The sequence below is a fragment of the Polynucleobacter sp. MG-28-Ekke-A2 genome (assembly GCF_035012985.1).
Taxonomy (GTDB): Bacteria; Pseudomonadota; Gammaproteobacteria; order Burkholderiales; family Burkholderiaceae; genus Polynucleobacter.
In genome coordinates this window covers 1-255 of the sequence record NZ_JAYGQU010000080.1, presented here as the reverse complement: position 1 = coordinate 255, position 255 = coordinate 1, and the positions used below count along the sequence as shown (strand labels likewise).

Genomic DNA, 255 nt, shown 5'->3' with positions numbered 1-255 from the left:
CCTGGATTAATAAATATGGTATTCCAGCCGAGCAGCGTCTAGTGGGGGATGATCAAACGGCTAAGCTTAAAAGACTGGAGGCGGAGCTGCGGCGGGTTACCGAAGAGCGCGACATCCTAAAAAAGGCCGCCGCGTACTTTGCCAAGGAGTCCGGTTAAAGTACGCCTTCATCAAAAAGCACCAGCATGAGCATGCCATCCGCACCATGTGCAAGGTTTTACGAGTCCACCACAGTGGCTATTACGCCTGGCTTAA

The 255-nt window shown here is 52.2% G+C and carries 1 pseudogene; it reads left to right on the top strand.

Annotated elements, in window-relative coordinates:
- Positions 1 to 255, top strand: a pseudogene (locus tag VC188_RS12010) (IS3 family transposase); the annotation flags it as partial.